This is a genomic window from Synechococcus sp. PCC 6312 (assembly GCF_000316685.1).
GTDB lineage: Bacteria > Cyanobacteriota > Cyanobacteriia > Thermosynechococcales > Thermosynechococcaceae > Pseudocalidococcus.
Map to the genome: position 1 here is coordinate 1,113,882 of NC_019680.1, position 18,294 is coordinate 1,132,175.

General features: G+C 54.8%; 31 protein-coding genes. 29 read left to right on the plus strand and 2 right to left on the minus strand.

Going from position 1 to position 18,294, the window contains the following annotated elements; translation table 11 throughout:
• Positions 1 to 4: 4 nt before the first annotated feature.
• The 29 genes from SYN6312_RS05510 (at position 5) to SYN6312_RS05655 (ending at position 16,884) form a co-directional block, all read left to right on the plus strand.
• A complete protein-coding gene (locus SYN6312_RS05510; RefSeq protein WP_156804740.1) occupies positions 5 to 532 on the plus strand; it encodes a hypothetical protein in 528 nt (175 codons plus the stop codon).
• Positions 522 to 902 (plus strand): hypothetical protein, encoded by a 381-nt coding sequence (locus SYN6312_RS05515; RefSeq protein ID WP_041430633.1) that lies wholly within the window; start codon positions 522 to 524, stop codon positions 900 to 902. Before SYN6312_RS05510 ends, SYN6312_RS05515 begins: the two co-directional genes overlap by 11 nt.
• Complete coding sequence (locus tag SYN6312_RS19705) at positions 902 to 1,222, plus strand: hypothetical protein (RefSeq protein WP_015123873.1); 321 nt, start codon at positions 902 to 904, stop codon at positions 1,220 to 1,222. The genes SYN6312_RS05515 and SYN6312_RS19705 overlap by 1 nt, the downstream gene beginning before the upstream one ends.
• Positions 1,215 to 1,781, plus strand: coding sequence for a hypothetical protein (locus tag SYN6312_RS18210; RefSeq protein WP_015123874.1), 567 nt, complete (start codon positions 1,215 to 1,217; stop codon positions 1,779 to 1,781). The genes SYN6312_RS19705 and SYN6312_RS18210 overlap by 8 nt, the downstream gene beginning before the upstream one ends.
• Positions 1,774 to 2,574: a hypothetical protein gene (locus SYN6312_RS18215; protein WP_015123875.1), complete on the plus strand. Its 801-nt coding sequence runs from the start codon at positions 1,774 to 1,776 to the stop codon at positions 2,572 to 2,574. Before SYN6312_RS18210 ends, SYN6312_RS18215 begins: the two co-directional genes overlap by 8 nt.
• Positions 2,571 to 2,807: a hypothetical protein gene (locus tag SYN6312_RS05535; RefSeq protein WP_015123876.1), complete on the plus strand. Its 237-nt coding sequence runs from the start codon at positions 2,571 to 2,573 to the stop codon at positions 2,805 to 2,807. The genes SYN6312_RS18215 and SYN6312_RS05535 overlap by 4 nt, the downstream gene beginning before the upstream one ends.
• 270 nt (positions 2,808 to 3,077) lie before the next feature.
• Positions 3,078 to 3,275, plus strand: coding sequence for a hypothetical protein (locus tag SYN6312_RS05545; RefSeq protein ID WP_015123878.1), 198 nt, complete (start codon positions 3,078 to 3,080; stop codon positions 3,273 to 3,275).
• Positions 3,272 to 3,457: an NblA/ycf18 family protein gene (locus SYN6312_RS05550; RefSeq protein ID WP_015123879.1), complete on the plus strand. Its 186-nt coding sequence runs from the start codon at positions 3,272 to 3,274 to the stop codon at positions 3,455 to 3,457. Before SYN6312_RS05545 ends, SYN6312_RS05550 begins: the two co-directional genes overlap by 4 nt.
• A 1-nt stretch (position 3,458) precedes the next feature.
• Positions 3,459 to 3,716: a hypothetical protein gene (locus tag SYN6312_RS05555; RefSeq protein WP_015123880.1), complete on the plus strand. Its 258-nt coding sequence runs from the start codon at positions 3,459 to 3,461 to the stop codon at positions 3,714 to 3,716.
• Positions 3,709 to 4,086 carry a hypothetical protein gene (locus tag SYN6312_RS20330; RefSeq protein WP_041430637.1) on the plus strand — a complete coding sequence of 126 codons (378 nt, stop codon included), beginning with the start codon at positions 3,709 to 3,711 and terminating at the stop codon, positions 4,084 to 4,086. Before SYN6312_RS05555 ends, SYN6312_RS20330 begins: the two co-directional genes overlap by 8 nt.
• Entirely contained in the window at positions 4,071 to 4,538 is a 468-nt protein-coding gene (locus SYN6312_RS05565) for a regulatory protein GemA (protein ID WP_015123881.1), read from the plus strand. The genes SYN6312_RS20330 and SYN6312_RS05565 overlap by 16 nt, the downstream gene beginning before the upstream one ends.
• Positions 4,535 to 5,203, plus strand: coding sequence for a hypothetical protein (locus SYN6312_RS05570; protein ID WP_015123882.1), 669 nt, complete (start codon positions 4,535 to 4,537; stop codon positions 5,201 to 5,203). Before SYN6312_RS05565 ends, SYN6312_RS05570 begins: the two co-directional genes overlap by 4 nt.
• On the plus strand, positions 5,170 to 5,520 hold the full coding sequence (locus SYN6312_RS05575) for a Mor transcription activator family protein (RefSeq protein ID WP_083853496.1): 351 nt from the start codon (positions 5,170 to 5,172) through the stop codon (positions 5,518 to 5,520). The genes SYN6312_RS05570 and SYN6312_RS05575 overlap by 34 nt, the downstream gene beginning before the upstream one ends.
• A gap of 68 nt (positions 5,521 to 5,588) precedes the next feature.
• Positions 5,589 to 5,954, plus strand: coding sequence for a hypothetical protein (locus SYN6312_RS05580; protein WP_015123884.1), 366 nt, complete (start codon positions 5,589 to 5,591; stop codon positions 5,952 to 5,954).
• Positions 5,954 to 6,961, plus strand: a complete 1,008-nt coding sequence (locus SYN6312_RS18220; RefSeq protein ID WP_015123885.1) for a glycoside hydrolase family 104 protein — start codon at positions 5,954 to 5,956, stop codon at positions 6,959 to 6,961. The genes SYN6312_RS05580 and SYN6312_RS18220 overlap by 1 nt, the downstream gene beginning before the upstream one ends.
• Before the next feature lie 11 nt (positions 6,962 to 6,972).
• Positions 6,973 to 7,257, plus strand: a complete 285-nt coding sequence (locus SYN6312_RS05590) for a DUF2829 domain-containing protein (RefSeq protein ID WP_041430639.1) — start codon at positions 6,973 to 6,975, stop codon at positions 7,255 to 7,257.
• Positions 7,254 to 7,613, plus strand: coding sequence for a hypothetical protein (locus tag SYN6312_RS05595; RefSeq protein ID WP_015123886.1), 360 nt, complete (start codon positions 7,254 to 7,256; stop codon positions 7,611 to 7,613). Before SYN6312_RS05590 ends, SYN6312_RS05595 begins: the two co-directional genes overlap by 4 nt.
• A complete protein-coding gene (locus tag SYN6312_RS05600; protein ID WP_015123887.1) occupies positions 7,606 to 7,920 on the plus strand; it encodes a hypothetical protein in 315 nt (104 codons plus the stop codon). The genes SYN6312_RS05595 and SYN6312_RS05600 overlap by 8 nt, the downstream gene beginning before the upstream one ends.
• Positions 7,921 to 7,929: 9 nt before the next feature.
• Positions 7,930 to 8,451 (plus strand): hypothetical protein, encoded by a 522-nt coding sequence (locus SYN6312_RS05605; protein ID WP_015123888.1) that lies wholly within the window; start codon positions 7,930 to 7,932, stop codon positions 8,449 to 8,451.
• The gene (locus SYN6312_RS05610; RefSeq protein ID WP_015123889.1) at positions 8,438 to 9,784 is read left to right on the plus strand and encodes a terminase large subunit domain-containing protein; all 1,347 of its coding nucleotides are present in this window, start codon (positions 8,438 to 8,440) and stop codon (positions 9,782 to 9,784) included. The genes SYN6312_RS05605 and SYN6312_RS05610 overlap by 14 nt, the downstream gene beginning before the upstream one ends.
• Positions 9,784 to 12,486: a DUF935 family protein gene (locus tag SYN6312_RS18225; protein WP_015123890.1), complete on the plus strand. Its 2,703-nt coding sequence runs from the start codon at positions 9,784 to 9,786 to the stop codon at positions 12,484 to 12,486. The genes SYN6312_RS05610 and SYN6312_RS18225 overlap by 1 nt, the downstream gene beginning before the upstream one ends.
• A gap of 10 nt (positions 12,487 to 12,496) precedes the next feature.
• The gene (locus tag SYN6312_RS05620) at positions 12,497 to 12,910 is read left to right on the plus strand and encodes a hypothetical protein (protein WP_041430641.1); all 414 of its coding nucleotides are present in this window, start codon (positions 12,497 to 12,499) and stop codon (positions 12,908 to 12,910) included.
• Positions 12,900 to 13,421 (plus strand): DUF935 family protein, encoded by a 522-nt coding sequence (locus SYN6312_RS05625; protein WP_041430642.1) that lies wholly within the window; start codon positions 12,900 to 12,902, stop codon positions 13,419 to 13,421. Before SYN6312_RS05620 ends, SYN6312_RS05625 begins: the two co-directional genes overlap by 11 nt.
• The gene (locus SYN6312_RS18230) at positions 13,414 to 14,556 is read left to right on the plus strand and encodes a phage minor head protein (protein WP_015123891.1); all 1,143 of its coding nucleotides are present in this window, start codon (positions 13,414 to 13,416) and stop codon (positions 14,554 to 14,556) included. The genes SYN6312_RS05625 and SYN6312_RS18230 overlap by 8 nt, the downstream gene beginning before the upstream one ends.
• Complete coding sequence (locus tag SYN6312_RS05635) at positions 14,525 to 14,791, plus strand: hypothetical protein (RefSeq protein ID WP_015123892.1); 267 nt, start codon at positions 14,525 to 14,527, stop codon at positions 14,789 to 14,791. Before SYN6312_RS18230 ends, SYN6312_RS05635 begins: the two co-directional genes overlap by 32 nt.
• Entirely contained in the window at positions 14,791 to 15,237 is a 447-nt protein-coding gene (locus tag SYN6312_RS18235) for a phage virion morphogenesis protein (RefSeq protein ID WP_015123893.1), read from the plus strand. The genes SYN6312_RS05635 and SYN6312_RS18235 overlap by 1 nt, the downstream gene beginning before the upstream one ends.
• A 64-nt stretch (positions 15,238 to 15,301) precedes the next feature.
• Positions 15,302 to 15,655, plus strand: coding sequence for a hypothetical protein (locus tag SYN6312_RS05645; RefSeq protein WP_015123894.1), 354 nt, complete (start codon positions 15,302 to 15,304; stop codon positions 15,653 to 15,655).
• Positions 15,656 to 16,486, plus strand: a complete 831-nt coding sequence (locus tag SYN6312_RS05650) for a hypothetical protein (RefSeq protein WP_041430644.1) — start codon at positions 15,656 to 15,658, stop codon at positions 16,484 to 16,486.
• The gene (locus SYN6312_RS05655; protein ID WP_015123895.1) at positions 16,483 to 16,884 is read left to right on the plus strand and encodes a hypothetical protein; all 402 of its coding nucleotides are present in this window, start codon (positions 16,483 to 16,485) and stop codon (positions 16,882 to 16,884) included. Before SYN6312_RS05650 ends, SYN6312_RS05655 begins: the two co-directional genes overlap by 4 nt.
• A 53-nt stretch (positions 16,885 to 16,937) precedes the next feature.
• Here the strand turns inward: SYN6312_RS05655 and SYN6312_RS05660 are convergent, their stop codons facing one another.
• A complete protein-coding gene (locus SYN6312_RS05660; RefSeq protein ID WP_015123896.1) occupies positions 16,938 to 17,351 on the minus strand; it encodes a Rho termination factor N-terminal domain-containing protein in 414 nt (137 codons plus the stop codon).
• Between the two features lie 73 nt (positions 17,352 to 17,424).
• Complete coding sequence (locus SYN6312_RS05665) at positions 17,425 to 17,994, minus strand: Rho termination factor N-terminal domain-containing protein (protein ID WP_015123897.1); 570 nt, start codon at positions 17,992 to 17,994, stop codon at positions 17,425 to 17,427.
• Between the last annotated feature and the right edge of the window lie 300 nt (positions 17,995 to 18,294).

Sequence of the window (18,294 nt, forward strand, 5' to 3'; positions counted from 1 at the left end):
TTGTTTGCCCAGGCAGATTGTTTGGACGGCAATTGCGCCCCGTGTGGGTGAAGTGGTGGATTTTGCGCCGTTGTTTGAGTCTGTGGGGACGACCGTGGTGCTTCAGCGCAGTTGGTTGCTGGCGTTGTCGCGGGCGGGGTATTTGTTGCGCCAGGGACGGGGGGGGCGGTTTCAGGTGCTGCGACATACGGGGGTGCTGGCCCCAATGCGGCGTAAGGACGGCAGCTTGTATGACCCTAATACTGCCGGGCCGATTGAGCTGGGCGCGCTCCGGGTTTGGGTGGCGTTGCTGATTAACAAAGTCTTAACCCAGCCCGAGGCGGCGGCGTTGTGTGATTTGTCGGTGCAGCGGGTAGCTGAATTGCTCAGTGCCTGGCAACGGGTTGGGGCTGTCCGGGTTAGTCGTGTCGGGACTGGGAATGGGCTTGAATACCGGATTGTGCGAGATCAGCCGATTTGCCCGATTGTTACGCCCCACGGTGTTTTTGATGTGTATCTCAATAAATTTTTGGAGGTTGCAAATGATGGGTAATCGGTTAGCGTTTCGTCCCAAGGCCGGCCATTTTATTGATTGTGAACGGCTGGGTAACGGCACTTTCCGGGTGGAGATTCAGCAGGGGGTGAAGGTGTGCTACGGGGTGCTGACTCCTGAGGATGCTCGGATGACGGCCCGGATGATGGCCGGGATGGGCCCGGTTCGGTTAGTGTTTCGGCCCCAGACCGGCCATCTTATTGATTTTGAGCGGCTGGAGAACGGCACTGTCCGGATGGAGATTCGGCAGGAATTAGAGGTCTGCTATGCGGTGCTAACCCCTGAGGATGCTCGGATGCTGGGGCGGATGTTAATGGCTGGGTCTGGGCCAGTTTTGCCGGGGTTCACCCAAATGCGGAGGGCGGGTTGATGAGAGCCCCCCACCCTGAAGGGACTATCGAGCGGGAGTTAACTTGCGAACTCTTTCGCCGGGAAGTGTTGGGTTGTTGCAACCTGCGAGAGTTGCGGTACCGACTGCTGTGGACGCACAAGATGTTGCTGTCCGCCTATGACGAGATCGAGATTTTCGAGGCGGAATTATCTGAGGCCTTGGATGGGCGGGAGCGTGATTTTCGCCGCTTTATTGGCCAGTTGGATGAGTTGTGTCTGGAGTTGGATCGACTGGAGGCGGTGGTAGACCCCCAAGGGGGAGCAGTAGAGGCGTTGTTGCTGGGAGGTGATTGTGTCTGAACTGGAACGGCTAAAAAACTACTTGTTTGAGCACTGCTATGGCCAGGCCCGTGGTCAAAAAATGGCTGATATTGCCCTGGCGCTGGGGCGATGCTCGCGAGAGTTGCGGTATTTAGTGCAGGAGTTGCGGTTGCGAGGCTGCCCAATTTGCGCGCACCCAAACACAGGCTATTACTGGGCGGAAACTCCTGAGGAATTGGAGGTGGCGTTGGGCTTTCTGCGAGGTCGGGCGTTGTGCAGCCTGAGACAGGTGGCGCGGTTGCAGCGTCATGCGTTGCCGTTGTTGGCAGGGCAGTTGGTGATTGGGGAATTGCCTCCTGTACCCGAAGGGGCCCCAGGGGCAGAATACGGGGGATTGGTGGCCTTGGAAGTTGCGCTGCCCTACACCCTGCATGAGCGGGTGGAAGCCTATTTGGAAAACCGCTTTTGGCTGAGTCAGGACGATCTGATTCGGCAAGCGGTGGCTCAGTTTTTGGCGTTGCAAGGGGTGGTGTTGCCCCCTAACCTGTTGGCGGAATTGGCGGAAGAAATCATTGAAGGAGAACTAATCCATGAGTAATTTAAAACCCCAAAAGGAAACATTTGAGCAGTTGAGTTTGATTGAGCGGTCGGATTTGGAGCGACTGGAGCAAACGATCCGGGCTGGGTTGAATACCTTTGTTGAGGTGGGCCAAGCTCTCCAGAAAATCCGAGAGCAACGGTTGTACCGAGAAACCCACCAAACCTTTGAGGCCTATTGCGAAGACAAATTTGACTTGAGGCGGAACTATGCCGATAAAACCATTGCGGCTTCATCCTTTGTAGAGAGAATCAGTACAATTGGCGTGATTCTACCAACGAATGAAAGTCAAGTTCGGGAGATTTTGACGCTGCCTGAGGATCGACAAGTCGAGGCCTGGCGTGAGGTGGCGGAAGCGGCGGCCAGTGAGGGCAAGTTGACGGCGGATTTAGTCAAGACGGTGGTGAAGCGGTTGCGAGAGGTGCGGCTTCCGGGTGGAAATGATCCTCAATCCCCTGATGTGGCTAGTGGGCCGAGGGTGGCCGGGCCTGAAGTGCCGTTGTCGTTGCTAGAGGCGGGGCAGTTGGTGCTGACGGGTGTGGGTGAGGAGATGTTGCACTTTCGGGATCTCTCTGAGGCTCAGGATTTGGCAGGTCGGCCGCTGTATCCGCAGTGGATTGGATTTGGCCCAAGTTGCTTGCTACGGGAGTTGTTGCCGCTGTTTCGGGACGGGCTGTTTTGTCTGTATTTCGGCTGGTTGGCGGTGTATGTCGGTGATAGTCCGATTGAGTTTTACGAGGCGTTTGTGGGACTCGGGGATATTTGGGCCCGGCAGGAGGTGGGGGATGAATGACCCCTTGGCGGCTCGGTTTGATAATCCCGGACAAGGTACGCGGTGGCGATTGGGGTTGGTTGGTGCAACGGGAAGAGGAGGCTAATTCGGTGGGAAAAAGCGAACAAAACCCTGAAGCCCAGGCTAGCAAAGAGTTACCCAAGCGCCTAAACGAAATGTCTGAAGCAGAACGGGCAGAGGCGGCGGCGGCGATTGAAAAAGCACGAGCAAATTTAAGGAGGGGGCATGAGTAGGACGACACCTGTTACAATTCTGGACTTTCTGAGTCGCCAAACTCGGTCTATTGGTTTTAGGTCGCTAGCCAAGGGCTGCAACAGCCGTTTAGGGGTGGAAAAGTTTCACCATTTACTTTGGCTTCTGATAATTCATGGACTCGTCCGCTATAGCTCTACTGATCCTCGCAAGACAACTCTCTATCAAATCACTGAGGAGGGTCGGAAGCTTTTGCAGGAGTTTCGTGAAAAGGGGATTTGAGCTAGGTAGGTTGTCACAGGAGATTCAAGATGTTGATTGAGCAGTATTTAGACAGGCTGGCGGCGGAACGGGTTGAGTGGGAAGTCCTGTGTCAACAGGCCTACAGCCCGGAAGAGAAGCAGGTGGTGGTGGAGAAGATTCGGGATTTGCTGGCGGTGATGCGCTCGCAGCGGGAGTGGTTACAGGCGGGGCTAAAAAGCGTGAAGGAAAAGGAGCAGGGGCTATGAATTTACCCCATTTAGACCCGGATTTGATCCAGTTGAGCCTGGAGCAACAGGTATTGATTGAGACAATTAAGTGGCAAATTCCGCAAATGAGCCGGGGACAGTTGGAGGAACGGTTGTTGCAGATGACGCAGCTAGCCGAGGCGAGACAGGCGGTGATTCGGGCAATGGTCAAGGGAGGTTGAGGTGAAACGTGAGCAGGAATTGCTGAGGGATTACGACCTCGAATTAACAAACGCTCGGCGCAAGATTCGCGAGCTTGAGGCCTTTGTGTCTGAGGTAAAGGCGATGCGCGTACTTCAGAAGCGGTATTTTGTGGGGCGATCTCGAACGGTCTTGCAAGAGTCAAAAAACCAGGAACGGTGCGTGGATCGGCTGGTTGACTCTTTGTTGGAAGACTCCACGGTTGCCCAGGGTGATTTATTTGGGGGCAGCAATGGCTAGCCCAAAAGAGCCACTGAGTTTTCGAGTGCTGAAGCTGCTTGAGGCGGGGGAGTTTCGGTCTGTAAAGTCCGCTGCTTTATTGTTGCAGTGCTCGACGGCCGAGGTGGCAGAGGCGTTGCGAATGTGCCAGAAACGGGGTTGCGTTGTTCGCAGAAGGGGTGAACTCATGCGATTGGCAAAGCCCAAGCTGAGAGGCGGGGAGCCATTGAGTTATCGAGTGTTGCAGTTACTGGAAGCCAACCAGTTTGGGTCTGTGAGTAAGGCGGCAAAGCGGTTGCAGTGCTCGGTGGCTGAGGTGGTGGAGGCGTTGCAACTGTGTCGGATTGCAGGTTGTGTTGTACGGAGGAGAGGGAAGTGGCTGAGTCTGTGAGGCGGTCGCTACTGGCAAAAATCCACGTTGCCAAGAAGCAGTTGGGGCTAAGTGAAGACCAATATCGGGCGATTGTGGCTGGCGAGGGCGGGGCTGAGTCCTGCTCGGAGCTAACCCTGGATGAGTTGGGCTTGGTGCTGTCGGAGATGGAGCGACTCGGGTTTAAGGCAAAGCAAAGTGAGTCGCTGTCGCCCAGGAGCCGTGACAAAACGGTGAAAACCCAGACCGACCGATTGGTGGCGTTGTGGATTAACCTTTACCAGGCCGGGGCAGTCAAAAATCGCTCCCACCAGGCCCTGCAAGAGTTTGTGATCAAGTTCCTGGGGGCAAATGTGAAAGTTATGCCGGGGGTTGACCCGCTGCAGGCTTTGAGTTGGCGGCAAAAGCAGAAAACAATTGGGGCGTTGGAGAAGTGGTTGAGGAAGGTCAGAGAGGAGGCGAAGCAGGCGTGAGTGAGCAGGAGCGGATTGCTAAGGGCCTGGCGATGATTCGGCACGAGTTGCGGCGGTTGGGACTGCGGGAGTCGTCGCCGTTGGTGCTGATTCTGTGCAACCAATACAAGGCTGCGAATTTGCAGGGGTTGGATATTGATGGACTGTTGGCGGTTTATGGGGTGTTGAAACGCTCTAATGCTGAACCCGATTTCTCGGGACAGCGTGATTTGAGTCCTGAGTTGGATTCGGTTTTGTTCCGATTAAAGGAGTTGGATTTGAGTCCGCGTGAATTTGTGATCACGGCCTGGTGTCAGGCACACGGCTATCAGGGTTTTGATGATCTGGATGCGGAGGGTTTGAATCTGCTGGCGGCTGTTCTTGAAAGATCAAGGTTGCGGCGGTTAACAGGCTCGTCTTTGCAAGAGTTTGTGCGCCTTGAGTGGTGGTTGAGGCTAACGATTGCGGCTCTGAATGGGCTGGCTGGCGTGGGCGAATTTGAGGCTGCGTTGCAGATTCTAAATGCCAAGATTGCCGCCAACGACGCAGTAGATGAGCGGATCGAGCAGCGGATGATCCTTGAGCTAACGAAAAATTGCTCCCCAGAAGATTTGGCCCGGGAAGTGTCCGAAGTTAGGCGTTTGGCGCGGGTGTGGCAGCCGTGGAGACGGGAGGAGGCGCGGTGATTATCGAGGATTTGCGGCGGGTGCTGGAGGATAAGGCAGATGCCTTTTTTGCGGCGTTTGGGGGGCAGGAGCTTTATATCCCCAAATGCCCGACCGCTGATCACTCGATTAGTTTGGAGATTGGCGTTGAGGCGGCAACCCGTTTGGGAGCCTATTTTGGCGGGACAACAATCTACGTTCCTTGGTCTGAGACGCGAGCCTCTCGCAACCGGGAGATTGCCGCAGATTTGGCGGCTGGTACCTGTAGCTTGCAGGAGTTGTCACGGCGTTACGGGTTGTCACGCCGGCATTTGCGGCGGCTGAAGGGCAGTTCTTAGACTTTTGTCCTGTTGTTTGGCGGGGGCGGCTCGAACAAGATGGGGGCAAGCCTGAGAGGACAAGCTGCGTGAAAGAGTTTTTATTGCCACTGGTATTTGGGATTGGGTTGGGAGCCGGGGTGTTGCTCGGTGGCTACGGCATTTTTCGGGTGGGACTGCGTTTGGAGCCGGAAGAAGCCTTGAGACGGGCGGTGGCTCTGGGGGTTAAGTTTTGGCAGATTTATAGTTTCCGGGCGGCGGCTCCGATTGGGTCTAAGGCGGCAACGGGTAGCCAACTCTACGAAGCTGGGTTAGTCCTGAAAAGCCTGATCGTAAGCGAATTGCAAGACCCTGGGATAGCCCCGGAGCTAAAAAAAGCTCACCCGGAATTGTTGGCAGTTGACCCGATGGCGTTGGCTGAACGGGTGGCCCAACGGGTGCAGGGGGCCGTGTAATGAACGTAATTGAAGCCATTCTGAAGCCGACTGACCGTTGGCAAGACACCATCCGGGGGCGGTTACGGGTTTTTGCTTTGGATTTGGTCAATAACGGTAAGCGGGTGGATCAAGTTCCGGTGTTTTCCGGCGCACCTCGGGCGCAAGAGTTGGTTGACCCTCGCCAGGATTATTCGGGGAGCCTGAGACCGATTCCTGAGGGTATTTATAAGATTGGGCAACCAGAAGAGCACCCGCAAGGGGATTGGGGGCCTGGGATTGGTCGGCTTTGGATCCCCCTAGAAGTCCTGCCAGAGTATCGGGTGAATAACCGGGGTGATTTTGGGATTCATTTGGACTCAAACTTTGCGACCTCCCCAGGGAGTGCGGGTTGTCCGGTGGCCCAAAAAATGCCCACGCTCCAAACTATTCTGGGTTGGTTATTTGCCAAGGCCCGGCCGAAGTGGCTAGTCGTAGATCATGGACAAGGGTTACTCAAGGCTAGGGGCTATCAATACCTGAACTTTGCTCGTAATCCTGCGGGAGTTGCGGGTAAGCCGTGGTTGCGGTATCCGATAAACAATACTCGCCGGGCCTGGCTCGATTTGATTGCGTGGGCAGAAGGAACGGGCAAGCACCCCGGAGAAGAGCAGTATCGGGTGATGTTTACTCACAAGCTATTTAGTGGGTACGCTGACCATCCCCGGCAAATCCAAGGCAGTGGTCGGTTGCGGTCAGATGCGGCGGGACGGTATCAGTTCCTCTCCACAACTTGGGACGAGGCGAAACGAGCCTTGGGATTGCCTAGCTTTTCCCCAGAGTGTCAAGACCAGGCGGCATTGTGGCTGATCGACAAAAAACGGGGAGCCTTGAACCTTATTGACTCCGGCATCCAGATTGAGTCGGCCTTGAATCGGCTCAGTTGGGAGTGGGCGAGTTTGCCGCCTGGACGCTACGGGCAGCCAGTCCGAACCTATGCCGAGTGTGTGCAGTTTATTCGTTCTTGGCAATTTGGCGTTCTTGATTGAGGTAACTAAAGATGGGTGGTATTTACAATTTTTCCGAGGCTTTGGAACTCCTGAAAGAAGGATATCGGCTAGCTCGTGAAGGCTGGAATGGCAAGGGGATGTTTGTGTGCTTGCAGGCGGGCTATCCAGAGGGGGTTGCAATTAACCAAAACACCGCTGATGCCACTGGCCTGCCCGTGGGAACAGTCTGCGTGTTTAGACCCTATTTGATGATGTTCACGGCGGATCGTCAGTTTGTGCCGTGGGTTGCATCGCAGTCTGATTTGCTGGCCGAGGATTGGGTGCTCGCAGAATGAAGTCCACAATTCTGGTTGCTGCGGTTGTGCCTCCATCCCAGGCGGTTGTACCTCCTGCTCAGTTGATGGGGTTTGAGGTGGCAGTGGTGGGGATTGCTGTCTCTCTGGTGAGTGCTTTAGCGGCGGGGGCGGTGAGCTGGGCCTTTGCTCGGTCGGTGCGGTCAGTGGATCACCGGATTGACAAGTTGGATTTGTCCGTTTCGTCCCTGGACTTGAAGCACCGGGAACTGGAATTGCATATTGCCAACCACTACCTGAAAATTGACGATTTTATCCGCAATACCAACGCTGTGGACGCAAAGCTCGAAGGGTTGCACCGCAAGATTGACCTGTTGATGGAGCGCAAAAATGGCTAATAGTTACCAGGCCCTGCAAAATGCCCATACGGAGGATGTTCGCTGGCGGCTGTTGTCCATCCTCAACATTGTCCCGTCTCGGCCCCGGGCAGAGTCCACGCTTAGTTTTGACCTGATTGCCGCTGGGTTGCCGGTGACGGATACCGAATTGCGGTCAGAACTGGATTATTTGGAGGAGTTGGGGCTAGTCCGCTACGAGGCTGACCAGTTAGACCGTCGCCAGTATTCGATTCGGGCCTATGGCCGGGATGTGGCTGAATATCGAGTAGCTTGCCCGCCTGGGATTCGCCGCCCCGCTGTGTTGTAGGGATTCGCCATGCAGCGTTCTTGGTTTGACCAACTTCCTGAGACTCACCGTTCTGCCATTCGCAATCTATTCCCGGATTTGCGCCATCGCCCGGTTGAGGATTGGCACCAGGCCGTGTGTGATTATTTCCTTGCTAATTCCCTCAGTCCGTTTCCGTCCCAAACGGCGGTGTGGCGGCAATTTCGCAGTTTTGAACGCCTGGAGCGACAACGGGAGGCTTATCAGATTGCGGGGGAGGTCTGTGCGGCGGGGGAAACGGAGGGGCTGCTGGAGGCAAGTGAGCGAATCTTGCTGGCCGAGTTGCTCTTTGCCGCTGAGGAGTTCCGCTCGGAAGATTTGAGTCCGAAGGATAGAACGCGGGCCTTGCGAGATTTGGCAGCAGCAAAGAACGGTCTCAGTAATTCTCGGAAAACGGATTTGGAGCTAAAGCATAAGGTTGAGGCGAAGTTGACAGACCTGGAGAAAACCCGCCAAAAGCTTGACCCGGAAACCCTGCGAGTGGTGATGGAGGAACTGATTGGAATCCTCTAGCCTGATTGAGCTTTACCCCTATCAGAAGCGATGGTTGACCGATGCCAGCCGCTTCAAGATTGGGATGTTTTCTCGTCAGACTGGCAAAACGTTTACCACCTGCCTGGAGATTGTGCTGGACTGCCTGAAAACGGAAGCAGAAGGGGGGCGGGCCCGATGGGTGATCCTTAGCCGGGGAGAACGCCAGGCCAAGGAAGCGATGGATGAGGGCGTGAAGCGGTTTTTGAAGCTCCTCAATGTCCTATTTGAGGCCCACGATTACGACTGGGAGGGCAGTTTTAAGGCTCTGGAGGTTGAGCTTCCCGGTGGCTCAAAAATTACGGCTCTCCCGGCTAACCCAGACACGGCCCGTGGGTTTTCCGCTAACTGTTTCTTAGATGAATTTGCTTTCCATAAAGACAGTCGGGCAATTTGGCAGGCCCTGTTTCCGGTGATTTCCAAGCCAGGCCTGAAGCTCAGAATCACCAGTACCCCCAACGGCAAGGGCAATAAGTTCTACGAGCTAGTTACCGCTGCCGAGGAAAGACGGGATGAAACGCCTTGGAGCTTGCACCGAGTTGATATTTATCAAGCCGTGGCCGATGGGTTGCCCCGTGATATTGAGCAACTCCGCAAAGCCTTGAATGACCCGGATTCCTGGAGCCAGGAGTTTGAACTGGAGTGGCTAGATGAGGCGAGTGCGTGGCTGACCTATGAGCTAATCAATGCCGTTGAGCATTCGGATGCTGGCAAGCCTGACCTCTACACCCATCAGCCGGTTTATCTGGGGTTAGACCTAGCGGTGCGCCGGGATTTGTGGGTGGCCACGGTGCTGGAGCCAGTTGGGGATGTCCTGTGGTCTCGGGAAATTGTCGCCAAGCGGCGGCCCAGTTATGCCGAGCGGGAGGCGATTGTTGTAGGGCTGTTTGAGCGGTATCGGGTGGGGCGGTTGTGTATTGACCAGACGGGGCTGGGTGAGGATATTACTGTCCGATATCAGAAGCTGTTTGGCGAGTTTCGGGTCGAGGGGATTTTGTTTACTACGCCCAATAAGCTGGTGCTGGCTAATGGGATTAAGGAAGCCTTTGAAGACCGCAAAATCCGCATCCCCATTGACCCGCAACTGCGGGAAGACTTGCACAAAATCAAGAAAATTGTCACCCCAACAGGAGCGATGCGGTTTGATGCCGATTCAGATAGCCAGGGCCACGCTGACCGCTTTTGGTCGTTGGCCTTGGCAATTCAGGCAGCCAGTTCCCCGGCGGCTCCGATTGAGTTTCACGCTTTAGAGCCAGATGCCCCGGATTTGACCGGCTGGGCTGATGAATTGTCGCTGATCGGAGGGGGTTGGTAATGTTTCCTCACGTCCAGGTCAAGGCCCCTAGTTTCTCTGAAATTGCCACCGTTGACGGCGAGCGGGACATTACCCGGAGTTGGCTGGGGGAATTGCTCGACTCTCAAGACCCGATTGTGCGGTTGCGGGGGCACGGGCGGCTGGAGATTTACGACAAGGTTTTAGAGGATTGGCAGGTTCACAGCACGTTCCAGCAACGGCGGCGGGCGGTGACTCGCTATCGTTGGGAAGTTTCTCCCGGTTCCAGGCCCAATCAAGAACCCGGCCGGGCCGAGAAAATGGCGGCGGACTTTATCCGGGCAGTTTTGGACTCGATCAACTGGGATGACATCACCGATAAGAAACTCTACGGCGTGTTTTACGGCCATTCTGTAGCTGAGTGCATGTTTGCTCGGGATGGCAAGCAAATCATCCTGGACGATACGAAAGACGGGATTCGAGTCCGTGACCGGAAGCGGTTTGTTTGGGATAAGAATTTTGGCTTGCGGCTGCTCACCCGTGAAAAGAGCCTCTACGGTGAACCGCTGCCCCCCTGCAAGTTTTGGGTGTTCAATACCGGCGGCGACCACAGTGACGACCCCAATGGGCGTGGTTTAGGCAGTTGGCTCTATTGGCCTGTGCTGTTTAAGCGGGAGCAAGTCAGGCTGGAACTGCGGTATTTAGATAAGTTTGCCGGGGGCAGTTTAATCGGCAAATATCCACCGGGGGCAACGCTGGCCCAGGTAAAAACCCTGAAGGAAGCGATGCAGCAACTCCGGTCTGGGGGCGGGGCGGCAATCCCTGAGGGGATGATGGTCGAGGTCTTGCAAGCCTCGGCCGCAGCCAGTTCCTACAGTGATTTTCAAGACCGGATGGATGAGTCCATCGCCAAGGTGGTACTGGGACAGGTGGGAACCTCGGAGGGCGTGGCAGGCCAGCATCGGGGTGAGATGCAGCATGATGTCCGGCAGGACTTGGTGATTTCCGATAGCGATTTAGTCTGTGGCTCGTTTAACAGGCAAGTGGTGAAGTGGCTCACCCATTGGAACTTTCCCGGTGCTGTGCCCCCCCAGGTCTATCGCAAAATCGAGAACGACCCCGACCCAAATACCCAGGCCGACCGGGATACCAAAATCATTGGGCTTGGCTTTGCTCCGACTCTGGATTATGTCAAAGACCAGTATGGCGAGGGCTTTATTGGGGCGGGTGAGAAGGGTGATGGGGCGGGCGTGCCAGCGACGTTGCTCCCCAGCCTGGTGCAGGTGATTACGGCGGTGGCTGGAGGACAGATTACAGCTACGGCGGGGCGGCAAATCCTGGTCAATACGATCCCTGGAATTACGCCGGAGATGGCTGAAGCAATGGTCGAGGAGCCACCCCAAGAGCAAAGCTTGGATTCTCAGCTTCAGGGGGCGTTAGGGGGTGATGGCGCTGCCCCGAAAGATACTCAGCAACCTCAAGACCCACAGCAGGGGGATGCAGCGTTCAGTGCCTTGATTGACCAGATTCAGGGGTTGGTTGAGCAGCCGGAGTTTGCCCAGAAGAAGTGCAGTAAGGGCTATCCCTGTAAAAATGCTTGTATTTCAACGACCAAAAAGTGTAAGTCTCCTTTGCCAGGCCAGGCTTCGGATTTTGCGGGTTGGGTGTTGACGCAAACACTTACAGGGGGGACTCTCAGTGCTGCCCAAAATCAAGCAGCCCAGGGCATAACTGTTGCACAAGGGCTTGGACTCGCTTCGACCCCCACAACTCCCCCACCCCCGAGTGCATGGCAGAATTTACCCTCTACTTTGACCTTGCCCGCTCCACCTGCCCCTGCTCCAACTCCACCGCCGAAGAAGCCGAGAGCCAAGAAAGTCAAGGCTGCAACAAATGCGCCAACCCCGCCGTCTATTCCGGTAACAGGGACAGACCGACTGGCTGAGGCGATTAAAAACAACGATTTTGCGACAGTGGTGGCCGAGTCTGAGGCGATTTATCGAGATGCCAAGGCCTGGGCTAAGACCTATGTTGACGTAGCACGTGGAGATGTGGGTATTGATTTTAGAGCCGGAACAACTCCGGGTAACTTTAATAAGCCCGACCCGATTCTCTCGGTTTTAATGCAGACCCGAACGGGTTTTGGCGACTTGCCAGAGGTGATATCCAGGCAGGAAATGGAGCGAGAACTGGCTACAGGTAAGGACGTTCTTTATCGAGGATTCTCAAGTGAACGTGCCAGCTTCGATGCTCGATTTACTCAGTTAAAGACTGGCGAAGCCTTGGGTATGCACGGGATTTATGGGCATGGACTCTACACGGCCATTGCCAAAGGGGATGATAGCCTTGACCGTCAAAACGCCCACTCAACGGCTGTTGGCTATGATGGCCACGGGGTTGTCAAGATGATGCCCAAGGATGGCTTTGCAACCGTCAAGGACAGCCTCTTGAAAACTGAAACCAAGCGGACTCAGTTGGCGTTTGGGAAGTGGGCAACTAAAGAACGCAATAAGCTCTCTGACCAAGCCCAAGCTGATTTTGATCAGAAAGTGAAATGGGCGGAGCGGGTGATGTGGGGCGATGAAGGCAGTGCCGGCATTTCCGGCCGGTTTGCAGTTCTTAAAGGCTACGACATGGTTGATATTTCCGGCGTTTCCTATGATTCGAGCTACCGACTGTTGCTTAATCGCGCCAAGGTAAAAATTCAAGATGAGCGGGTTTCTCCCCGTGGAAAAACGATTTAAGGAGATATGAATGGACGCAAATCTAAAAAAGTTTTTTGCTGAAAACGGATTGGTTAATCAGCGGGGCGAGACTGTTGCCCCCCCGGATGATGATGTTGAGGGCTGGAAGCGGAATTATCGAGCCTTGATCCAGTGCTGGAACTTTATGCTGGATGAACAAGAGGCGGCTGTTGAAAATCGCCGGGCCAGCAAGTATTTGATGGGACTAAATTCTATCGGTTACGACTTTATGGATGTGGAGGCAATGCTGAAACGCCACGGGCTAAATCCCAAGCAAGTGGAGCAAGAGATTTGTCAGAAGTTAGGTTGCCCGACCCTTGATAAGCGTAATGCCCAAAACAGGGAGTTTATGAAACGAATGGCTGCCCGCGATGGTGAGGAGCCTGGTTTTGTTGATGATTGGGAGGACGAGGATGAAGATTAAACTACCTGAATCGGTCACGCCCCAACAGTTCCAACAGATTGCCCCGGTGCTGATTCGAGCAATTTTGGCAGAGGGTTTTGGCGGTTGGGGCGGTAAAACCGATGGCCTGACGTTTGCCGTTGCCAATGGTGAAATTACCGGCCAGTTTCGGGATGGACGGGGGCTTTACACCTATCGGCTGTGGCAAGAAAAGGGGCAGTGGCAGCGGGAGTTTGGCCCGATTGCTGGGGTGGAAGATATTAACTCACCCGAATTTGCGGCCCCTGACGCTCCTGAGCCTACCACTGCTGACCAGTTTGTAGCCCAGTTGCGGGACTCGGCCGGTGAGGTGATTGGGGGTTGGACTGACCAGATTAAGGAACTGCTAGAAGACACCACCGACCTGCCGGAATTTGCCGCCAAACTTTATGACCTCTACCCGGATTTGCAGGGGGAGGAATTGACAGCGGTCATGGGTGAGGCGATGCTGGCAGCGAGTTGGGCCGGGGCGTTTGAGGCACAGGATGCCTGAGGTTAATTACGCCCGTCTCCCCTTTGCCGATGCCATTGAGTTTTTTCGAGGCAAGGTCAACGCCGATACGGATCGCTGGGATGACATTTGGCAGGAGCAGCATGACACTCAGTTTGTGGTGGCCGGGGCCAAGGGAGCGATTCTCCAGGATTTTCGAGAGGCGGTGGAGAAAGCCATTGCTGAGGGCATGAGTCGGGCGGATTTTTTGCAACAGTTTGACCAGATTGTGGCGACCAGGGGCTGGGACTATAAAGGCGGTCGGGATTGGCGAGCCAACCTGATTTACGGGACGAACCTGAGAACGGCTTATGCGGCGGGGCGACATCAGCAGCAAACGGAGCCAAGCCAGTTAAAACGCCGTCCCTACTGGGGGTGGCAGCACGGCGATACTCGCAACCCAAGGCCCTTGCACCTGGCGTTAGACGGTAAAGTTTTTCGGGCTGACGACCCGTTTTGGCAGACTATGTACCCTCCCGCGGACTGGGGCTGTCAGTGCCAGGTGGTGAGTTTGTCAGAGCGGGATTTGCGGCGGTTGGGTAAGGACGAGCCGGATATTCCGCCGATTGTCGGGGGGATTATGTCAGCCTTTGACCCGAAAACGGGAACGATGTTGGCGGCAAGGGTAGAGGCGGGAGCGGGCTGGGATTATGTGCCTGGCCAGTCCAATATCCAGCAACGGCGGCAACAGGTTCTGAAGCGGTTAGACCCGGCGTTGCAAGGGCAGATAATGGCAGAAGTCCAAGGGCCAAGTAATTTATCTGGTACAAATCAGGGACAGATTCGGGCTGGAAATACGATGGCTGGTAGAACTCCTCCTCCTGGAATTGTGAGAAATTCGAGGTTTGTAAGCCGTCATTTACCTCAAGGCAGAGATGCTCAAAAACTTTTGCAACAAGGGAAGGCGGCCCATGTTTTCTTGGATGAAGCCACAATGAGTCGGGTTGAGTCTGACCTGCTTGCTCGTGGAGAATTTGCTGGTACTGTGCGGGGGCATGACCGCTATGGACTTGGCTACCCAGAGCCTATTGGGTATAGAATTGCCCCAGATGGGGAGAGGCAATCGCTATATTATGCCGAACTGAAAGTTAAAGATGGAGAATACCATGCCGTCCCTCGAAACAAGCCTGCCACCTGATTGGGTCTTTATTGAAACTTGGGTCGATGCCACATCTCGCATTCCCTATGTTTTGATGGTTGTGGCAGATCAAAAAGGCAACTATAAAATTTACGACCCCAAGGAAAACTATAAGTCCATCCTTGAAAGCAATCGTTACGAGGATGTTGAGGAGTTTTTGCTTGAGGATGAGTATGACCTGGTGGGCAAACGCTTTAGCGATCAGGTTTTAACGCCCCCGCAACTGGCAGCGTAATGACCACCATCCGAGTCACCTTTGAAGATTCTGGGGTTCAGAACGCCCTGAATCAACAGGCCAACCGCTTAGGGAACCCCAGAGAAATGCTTGCCGATATTGGGGCCCACATGGACATGAAAACCCGGACTCGGATTCGACAACTCGGACAACCCCAGGATGCGGTGACAACACTGGATGGGCAGGCCTGGGCCCCACTGGCAGAGGCGACCATCAAGCACAAGCAACGTAAACGCAAGAAGGAGCGGAAGTTGCAGCAGGATGGGGAATTACTGGGGACGATTACCTATCAAGCCAATTCGCAGCAGGTAGAAATTGGCTCTGGGGCGAAGCATTCGGTGTATCAGCAATTTGGAACCAAAAATATCCCAGCCCGGCCGTTTTTGTTTGTGACAGCCGAGGACGAGGCAGAGATCGGCGAGATTGTCCGGGACTTTTTGTCTTAGACTTTTGTCCTGTTGTTGGGCAGAGGATTAGGGAGTTGACTGGGGGAACAGTCTGGAGAAGGGTATGACATTACTTGAGGGAGTTACACCAGAGGGAACAACTAAGGCAATCCGCGTTAATTCCGAGGGTCGAAGCCTAAATCCGGTTGTTTCGTTGATTTCCACAGGCCCCACTCAAACCGCCAGCCTTGGAACAGATTGGACGGCTCTCGCCGCTGGGGCCTGTAGCCAAATTACCCTGCAAAATGTGACGGGGGCGACAATTAGTTACCGCCTGGGGGAGGCAGCCACCGAGTTTGATTTGCCGACCAATTCTTCCGTTTTACTGCCCTGTTTAGCGAACTCAAGTGAGTGGCAAATCCGGCGCAAGGATACCAGTAACACTCGGGTCACGGTTCAGTTTTTGAGGGTGGGATAGATGCAGGGCTTTGGTATCCCGATTGTTGCGTCCCCGGTTCTTTCTCTTTTGGAGGCAGACCGAATCACGATTTCCAATAATTCCAGCGACACTGCCAACGATCTTGACTTTTCGGCAGGCCGGTCGGTCTTGCAAAATGCCGCAGGGGATCGCCGAGTCGTCGTTTTTCCTGCGCCAATTACCAAGCAGATTGACGCAAGCTGGGCCTTGGGAACAAATCAAGGCGGATTGGATGCTGGCTCGGTTGCCGATGGCACTTACCATGCGTTTGTGATATTCAACTCGGTTTCTGGCTTGACCAATGCAATTTTCAGCAACTCCTTGACTCCGACTTTGCCCGTTGGGTTTGGCTGGTGGCGACGGGTGGGCAGTTTCACTCGGGTGTCCAGCGTAAACAGATCCTTTGCTCAGTTTGGGCGCTATTTCCAGTTTGCTACGAGGATTCGCGCCCTCGACAACTATGCGGTCAGCACAAGCGGCGAGTTGATTGTGCTGCCTGTTCCCACAGGTCTTTCTGTGCGGGCGCACGGTACACTCAGCTTGGGCGGCGGGCCTGCGGATTCATCAAATTTACTGGTGCTGGTACTGGGCGGTAATCTGACAGGGACTATCCCTGATGCCCGGCCAACCCTGGGCACATTTGGCGCCACCGTTGGCCATCGCCGGGATGCTTCGTACTCGGGGATTGCGACGGGTGGGGGGACTGTTTCGGAGATTGTCCGCACGACAAACACGAGTGGGCAACTGTATTTTCGCCGGAGTGGCACTTATCAATCCGGCAGTGCCCAAACCACTTTTCAAATCCACGGTTACGAGGACGTTTTGTTGTGATTTTTTATGACCCCGAAAACCCAGAAAGAGGTGCGGTCGCCGTTCCTCAAGGCGATTTTCAAACACCAATAGCCGAAGAAGATTTTGAAACTTTAGTGGCAGGATTGGAGCCTGAAACCGCACCGCCAAATTGGGATGGGTTCAACGGGGCAATTTTGTCTGATGTGCGGCTGAATCAGGTTCAAGGGGCGGCGTTATCGGTGGCTCCAGCGGCAGCAATTGCACTTCCGGCGGCTCTGTCTCAGGTGAGTACCAATGGTGTGACAGCGTTTGGCTTGGTGTTTGGTGCGGTTTGTGGGGCGGGCGGGGCAACGACTGAGGATCGCCAGGCCTGGGCTGATTTGGCCGAGTCTTGCAATTTGCCTGCCGAGTTTGTGGCAGTTGTGCGGGGCGAATAGCAAAAACTCCCCAGATTGCTCCAGGGAGAAGTATTTGCGGTGAATTGTTGGAATTAGGCAGCTAACCCCCAACCCCCAAGGGGGAAAGTTACGGCAAGAGCGGCGATTAACTGGTCTTTGGTAAGGCGGCCATAGCGGGGGATTTTGTGGCTACTGGCTAAGGCTTTTAACTGGCGAATCGTGAGATTGCTTAGGTCGTCGTGGGGAAAAAGAACCAGATTGTCAGGATTTGGGGTGGAATCGGGGACTGGGGCGGTTGTATCGGTTTGGGCGGGGGTTGTAGTGTCTAAATCGTTGACGGCGGTTATGGGGGCTTCTGGTGGGGTATCTCCCAAGGGGGCGGTTTCAAGGGTGGCAATTTCGGCTTTTTCGGCTGCGATTTTGAGTAAGAGCCGCTTGTACTGGCGCAGTTTTTTCAGGGCTTCTTTGGCGGCTAAGATTTCGTTGTCGAGTTGTTGAATGTCCATTGTGAAAATCCTTTTGGGTAGTGGTGTGTAGGGAAGGGGCCGAGAGGTGATCAGGCTCCCAGCCGGTGGGAGATTAGGCGGTGAGAGCAGCAACTAACTGGTCTTTGGTCATCCGAGAGTAGCCTTTGACCTTGGCGGCTTTGGCGGCGGCTTTTAATTCCCGAATGTTCATGGCGGCGTATTGGGCGTTGAGATTGGCTTCTTGGGTAGCGACTAATTGGGCAGTGGTGGCGACTAACTCGCAGAAGTTGTGATGCTCGGCAGCTAATAAGGCTTTGAGAGCGTCAGTTCTGGGAGTGGGACGAACCACTTCGCAATCTACGGCCACGGCTTCTTCTTCGTAGGCAGGAAGATACCCAGCGATGGCTACGGGAGCTAAGGCGTAGGAATTGGGAAAGACGGTAATGGCTACGGTATCAATAGCGGAACGAGCGACGGTGATGGCGGTGCAGCCGTGGGCGTTGGCTTCGAGAGTGTCAACCCAATTGTCGAAAACGACTCGAGCGTCCCGACCGGCTTGGATGGTGGCTTGACCGGCCTCGTGAATAACAACGGCAGCGGCAATGGCGAAACGAGCGGTGGAGCAAGCAATATCAACAATGCCGAAGGCGACATCAATACCTGCGTAGAGTAAATCAAACATGGTGAAAATCTCAAAAACTGTAGAGGCAGTCGTTTGTTTTGTGGAGCGGGTGACTGGAACCCTTGGAAAATACTTGGCCCCGGTTTTACAAGCGGACTGGCTACCGGCTTTGGTTGGGTGGGAGATTTTCTTGCCCCTCTCCCTAGGACACCCTGGCTATCAGGGTCACGGTCTGAGCCGTGGAAGCCGTTTCCGGCGTCGGGGTGTGTCCCCTTGCATATCTAAACGTTAAACCCGCAAACCCAGAACCGTCAAGGGGTTAAAGATCAGGGTTGCTTATGGAAGGGTGTGCTTTGGGCA